Annotated in this window: 6 protein-coding genes; 5 read left to right on the top strand and 1 reads right to left on the bottom strand. The window is 40.8% G+C overall.

Translation table 11 applies throughout. The features are described from left to right. The 5 genes from LUQ50_RS02255 to LUQ50_RS02240 form a co-directional block, all read left to right on the top strand. A partial coding sequence (locus LUQ50_RS02255; protein WP_300035540.1) for a cache domain-containing protein occupies positions 1-707 on the top strand: 707 nt, incomplete at its 5' end. A 75-nt stretch (positions 708-782) separates the two neighbouring features. Beyond that, entirely contained in the window at positions 783-932 is a 150-nt protein-coding gene (locus LUQ50_RS02250; RefSeq protein ID WP_300035538.1) for a hypothetical protein, read from the top strand. Positions 933-1,106: 174 nt separating this feature from the next. Continuing rightward, on the top strand, positions 1,107-1,787 hold the full coding sequence (locus LUQ50_RS02245; protein ID WP_300035536.1) for a hypothetical protein: 681 nt from the start codon (positions 1,107-1,109) through the stop codon (positions 1,785-1,787). 219 nt (positions 1,788-2,006) lie between these two features. Beyond that, positions 2,007-2,150 carry a transposase gene (locus tag LUQ50_RS15905; protein ID WP_367278939.1) on the top strand — a complete coding sequence of 48 codons (144 nt, stop codon included), beginning with the start codon at positions 2,007-2,009 and terminating at the stop codon, positions 2,148-2,150. Between the two features lie 191 nt (positions 2,151-2,341). Next, entirely contained in the window at positions 2,342-2,839 is a 498-nt protein-coding gene (locus LUQ50_RS02240; RefSeq protein WP_300035534.1) for a transposase, read from the top strand. Between the two features lie 765 nt (positions 2,840-3,604). Here LUQ50_RS02240 and LUQ50_RS02235 read toward each other — a convergent pair. Then, positions 3,605-4,066: a hypothetical protein gene (locus tag LUQ50_RS02235; protein WP_300035532.1), complete on the bottom strand. Its 462-nt coding sequence runs from the start codon at positions 4,064-4,066 to the stop codon at positions 3,605-3,607. Between the last annotated feature and the right edge of the window lie 640 nt (positions 4,067-4,706).

Here is a 4,706-nt window from a genome sequence, read left to right as displayed (position 1 = left end):
CAGATGATCCTGATCGCTTCTCATCATTCATGGAAATTGGGACTACTGATGAATACTTCGCATTCAATAAAAACACGTACCCTGCATTTGTTACTTCGTTGAACGGTACCTTACAGGATATGAGGAAGAACCAGTCAGAAACCGGTACATCAGAATATGAACAGATCATCAATCGATATCAGCCGGTTGAATGTGGAGAATCAGAGATCACTCCAAAGATGGTGACCGACCTTGTAAACACCACATCAGATGCAATTTCACATGATGCTCCGGTTACTCTTGAGCAGATTAATGCAGAGATTCCTCCATACAAAGATCCGGTGATCCCCGGATTGTATGTCTTTGTATACTCGCTCAACGGAACAAACATGGCAGATGCCGGGAACCCGAATCTTGCAGGGAGGAACATGTCAGGGAAAGGAGATGTAACCGGGAAGATGTTCCGTGACGAGATGCTCAAAGGAGCGGTTGATCACGGAACCGGCTGGGTTCATTATGTTTTTTCACATCCGACACTCTCTGGAATTTATCCGAAAAAGAGTTACTACCGGCTTGTGACCGGGAGTGATGGTGTTCCCTACGTGGTGATAAGCGGAAGATACATGTTATGTGCCTATCTATGGCATTCTCCAAACGCCAACCAGGACCGGAGTATTGAGATGGAGATGCAACCAGATGGAACGATAGTCCGCCGGAACAAGGAATGATTCGATGCAAAAGGATATCCAGATTATCAGGTATCATCCTGATGAAAGAAGGACAATACATTCGGGGACCGCGGTTTGGTGATTTATGTAGGTATTGCCGGCAAAGATGACTATGCATTCGGGGTTACTCATGATGTAGAAGGAAACATCTTTGCAAATGGGTACATCACCAAGGAGGGCAAAGACATCTCATTATTTGTGATGATTCCGGGAGAGGATCTGTAAGGGATAAAACCCCGTTTCTGAACAATTCTCTTAATTTAAGAAGAGAAGGATCATCTGGTGAACCTGTACCTCTCCTCCGGAATCAGTATCTCAACTATGAACCCAGGATCAGAATAATTTATCATTAGATTCACCATAGTATCTGCTATGAAGATGTATGCGGGGAATTATTTCGTGGTTACGATAGTAGTGAGTATAGTCTGTTCACTTTTTTGTGGTGTTTATGCTGATGAATCGGGCATTACATCTCATCAGGATTCTCCATGGGCAGGTACATGGACCGATGCTAATTATTCTTTATCTCTTTCTCAGGACGGGTCTACCATCAACGGGATAGCCATCGTAACTGATTCAGATGTGGCTGATCCCTTCCGATTAACAGGCACTCTTTCAGAAGATGGCAAGACACTCCAGAGTGTAGTGACTGAGACCGGGACACTAACTCTGAATCTTTCCGAAGATAAGATGATGTTTTACGGTGCCGGGACCGTGGATGCTGTAGATAATGTTAGCGAACCATACGCATACACTTTCAATGCAACCAGGAATGGAACCACGATTGTATCTGATCAGGAATGGACAGGAATATGGATTAGCAAAAGAAACGTGATAAACCTAATTCAGAATAGTAATTCTGTAAGCGGAGATTATCATCCTTTGACCTCTTTAAAATTCGGCGGTCTGGTAAATGGGACCACTTCAGCCGATGGAAAAACCCTCTCCATGAAATGGATTTCACCAGTTAATGATACCTTTTCACTTTCAGATGATGGAATGAATATGATTGAAGGAGAATGCACAGACGAAAAGATTAGCGTTAATGGGTATTGTCTAAATCTGACAAAAGAGGTATAAACTCTCTAAAAATACCCATTTGGATATTTTTAAACTATTCTAGAATACCATGGGGTAGTGTAGGGAAACTGCTGTAAATTAAGATGGCCCTGTATCTACTTGGAAAACGGAGAATAGGGCTATAATTATTTTAGACTTCGTCAGAGATTATCTTACTGACCAGGATGAGGCAATGAAATAACTCATCACGTTTTTTTATCCCAGGTAATGGAGTAGGAAATCGAACAACTAACCAGCGCCTCGCGGTATGAGCACTCTGAAACGAGAACTACCTACCGTAATGGTAAGGGCAGTCGTACTCTGAAGACTCGACATAGGAATATCATTTTCGAAAAACCTGACCTTCGGGAAAAATCGTTTTAAACAGTCGTTTTTGATCGGTACTCCCTAGTTGAACGAGCAATCGAAAATAACATTGTTGAATCGTATATCCAAGGGGTATCACCCAGAAAAATTCATTCAAACGTGGAATACCGGGGATAGATGGGATATCTACAGATACGATCTCACGAATGGCTCATGATCTGGATCAGGGTGTCTGAGAATTTCTTGGATTGAAACTTGCAGACAGAGAGGATGAATTCTTTTGGAGAGCATTGTTTGAAGAACTCAAAGAGCGAGGTCTCACCGATGTTCAAATGGTTATATCAGATGGTCATAAGGGCATTCAGGCAGTTATCCTTAAAGCATTTACTGGAGTAAGTTGGCAGATGTACCTTGTCCATTTTATGAGAGCAATCCTGAGAAATATCCCGGTGAAAAGCCAGAATGATTTCCGCCCATCGTTAAATGCTGCATTTTTTAAGAACAATGGTGATTTAGAAGACATTTGTGAAGATCTTCAGTATCATGGATATCATAAGGCGGTTGACACAATTGAGCGGTCGTCAACTGATATTCATATTTATCGGGTCTTCCAAAAAAACTGGAAAAAGATCAGTACGACCAACATGATGGAAAGGGTGAATAAGAAATTAAGAGACGTTCAAGGGTTATCGGGGCACAAAGCCCCTCCCCCTAACACCGTTAGAAGTAGCAGTAGCGAGTTATAATTTATATGGATTAGTTGAATGACTTTGTGTAGAGATCAGGGTCACTAACTTTACAGTAAATAACTGACACTACCGAGTGGATGTTGATAGATTATGGATAACAACTTATTGGTTGTATGCCCTACCTACAGGTTGCATATTTTATTTATAGGTGTATGTGAATTCTTTTATGAGGATACTACATACCTGATAAAAGGTTTCTCCATATAGGCAGTTACCTTTGAAACAAACCACCCCATCACAATCACTTGGTTATTTCCCCACACCGGAAATCGTTATGTATTATCCTCATTTGAGGGTGTATTCGAATTTATTGGTTCTCAATCTTTTAATGACAGAATTCAATAGAGAGGTATTTTGATAAATCTGATAGATGCAAACAGGAGCATAACGGTTGATTTTGTATGGGTTCAACTGCATTTTCTAATACGCTGGAACTAGATCTGGATTTAGGCATTTCAAAACAACAGTCAATAGATTCTGGTAAGTATTTTTATACGATACTCCATCTCGGAGATGATCCTGATACTCTATCGGCATTTATTATGGAATCAACAATTTCTTTAATCTGTATCACTCTACGGAATTTGAAGAACATCCATTTTGTCGAGCATCAATTCCTTGACCTGGTTAATGCCGGGACCGGTTCGTTCCGATCAACAGGTTCCGGACCTGATCTAATCATAACGTGATCTGATAGCAACCAGTTATAGTTCTAAAAAAGAGGTGAGGATCCTGTCTGGTCAGTCTCCTCGAATTTGAGGGTTATTTTAGTAATGCAGCCTTTACCTTGGTTTCTGTTTCGGTGATCGGCTCTCCACTGGTCGGGCCCTGGACTGCTACAACATATGAACCATAGGTATAGACTCCACCATTGATCTGATTCATATTGATGGTCCTCTGAATCAGTCTGACAGCGTTGTCACGATCCTGGGCAGAGTCAAACTTTTGAGTGTGGACAAATATCGCCTTATCGGTTGCCTTTTTCGAACAGTCAGAAGAGATCAGGATAGTCTTTCCTCCCTCTGCTCCGGTAACCTTCCAGGTGGTTTCGGTCTGGTCACAGAACGTAAGTCCTGAAGCCTTCAGAGCATCAAGTACCTGATTTACCTCTGTTGTGAAGTATGGTCCTGGAGGCTGGTTGGATACAAGACCCCATCCAATGGGGAGCACGATGATCATGGCAGCGAAAAAGATACTGACAGTTTTAATGGTATTATCACTCATAAAATCTCACTCACTTATGAAGGATCTCTTCTGATACCTTTATCAGAATTCCAGGTAATAATGAGAAGTGAATAGGTTATTAATCCTGTTATTTTGTTTGTATCATATCCCACAGATAGTTCAAAGATAGTCTGGGCAATATGATGGCAGGCATAGTTACTCAACCTGATTTGATATTACTAATATACCTATCAAAGATTCATGCAGAGGGTGTTATTGAGAATACCGATTACATGATATATCTGAACTATTATGCTCCGAACTTTAAAGGGATGAGAGAAGAATCTGATCATTATTGGTACCCTTCTTTGATAAATCCTCAATTTTTAAGATAGAGATTCTGATCCTTATAAAGATAATATCAAGTTCGGATGATGTGGTTTTTTCGATCCCATATATGAATACTCATATCACCGTGTTTCAGATCATGCTTCTAGATCATATGACTGCCATCATATGTCTCTCAATGGAGCATCTTGTATACCATTGGGCGGGAGAAGGCGGGAGATTTGGGGTTAGAGCGGGATGCCTCGCTTTCGTATAATTGGTTATTTTTCAATTATACTACTAATAATAATATATTTTAGTATTATTTCTTAGTGAGAGCGGGGAATATGATCATAGAGTCATCTCCGTGACT

Source organism: Methanospirillum sp., from assembly GCF_028679455.1.
In the GTDB taxonomy this organism is placed as follows: domain Archaea; phylum Halobacteriota; class Methanomicrobia; order Methanomicrobiales; family Methanospirillaceae; genus Methanospirillum.
This window is presented reverse-complemented; position numbering and strand designations above follow the sequence as displayed.